The sequence below is a fragment of the Helicobacter labacensis genome (assembly GCF_003660285.1).
Taxonomy (GTDB): Bacteria; Campylobacterota; Campylobacteria; order Campylobacterales; family Helicobacteraceae; genus Helicobacter; species Helicobacter labacensis.
The window spans coordinates 1-1132 of sequence record NZ_QXQQ01000053.1; the positions used below are offsets into that span (position 1 = coordinate 1).

The 1132-nt window shown below is 48.5% G+C and carries 2 protein-coding genes and 1 pseudogene; all 3 read right to left on the reverse strand.

Annotation, left to right across the window (positions count from 1 at the left end; genetic code table 11):
- A partial coding sequence (locus tag EAO33_RS08835; protein WP_120946412.1) for a twin-arginine translocase TatA/TatE family subunit occupies nt 1-208 on the reverse strand: 208 nt, incomplete at its 3' end.
- Nucleotides 209-255: 47 nt separating this feature from the next.
- A complete protein-coding gene (gene gmk / locus EAO33_RS08840; protein ID WP_120946414.1) occupies nt 256-876 on the reverse strand; it encodes a guanylate kinase in 621 nt (206 codons plus the stop codon).
- A 3-nt stretch (nt 877-879) separates the two neighbouring features.
- Nucleotides 880-1132, reverse strand: a pseudogene (locus tag EAO33_RS09205) (hypothetical protein); the annotation flags it as partial.

The following is a 1132-nucleotide window of genomic DNA, read 5'->3' on the forward strand; positions in this document are numbered from 1 at the left end:
TTGGGGGGGGTGGGGGGGGAGGTGGGGTTTGGGCTTGCACCACCTTGGGGTCCTTGCCCTCCTCTTCGTCCTCCTTGATCGCCTTTTTGAAGTTTTTAATGCCACTCCCCAACCCCTTGGCTAACTCAGGGATCTTCTTAGCCCCAAATAACAGCACAATGACAAAGAGCACAATCAGCCAGTGCCACACACTTGTAAAACCGCCCATGTTCAATCCTTTAGGGTTTAATAGGGCGCATGTTACTACAGATGCCCTTAAAACTTAAACTCCCCTTTCCAAGCCATGCATAAACTCTCTTTGGGATACATCTGTTGTTTGTAACTCAATGTCTTAGCTATCCATACAATGCGCTCTTTAGCCTGCTCTAAATCATCATTGATCAACACATAGTCAAATTGATCCAAGGCTTGCAATTCGGCGTAAGCGTTGGCTAGTCTTTGGGCGATCACCTCTGGGCTGTCTGTGGCGCGTTGCTTCAAGCGCGCCTGCAACACCTGCGCGCTCTTGGTAGTGATAAAAACTGAAGTGGCTTTAGGGTAGATGCGCTTTAAGCTCTCATGACCTTGTATATCAATGTCAAACAAGACAAGTTTATGCGCCTCTAGGGCTTGTTGCACGGGGAGTAAGGATGTGCCATAGTAATGCCCATGCACACGCGCCCACTCCAAAAACTGCCCTCGATCAATCCCCTCCAAAAACGCCTCTTGACTCACAAAATGGTAATGTTGTCCTGAGAGCTCCCCTGGGCGCGGGGGGCGTGTGGTGGTGGAAATAGAAAAATACAAATCGGAGAAATGCGCCATCAAATGCTTTACCAAGGTGCTCTTGCCCGCCCCACTGGGTCCAGCTACCACCAAAATCCTATAAGCATCCACGCCCTAGACTTTATCCACAATTTGGATGCGCAACACCTTATTTTCTAAAATCTTGGAATCGATGGGCAAATCTTTGAGCAAGTCTTGCAAATCCAAAGTCAAAACCGCCGGGGTGCCCTGCGTAGACTCTGTAGACTCTGTAGACTCTGTAGACTCTGTAGACTCTGTAGACTCTGTAGACTCTGTAGACTCTGTAGACTCTGTAGACTCTGTAGACTCTGTAGACTCTGTAGACTCTGTAGACTCTGTAGACTCT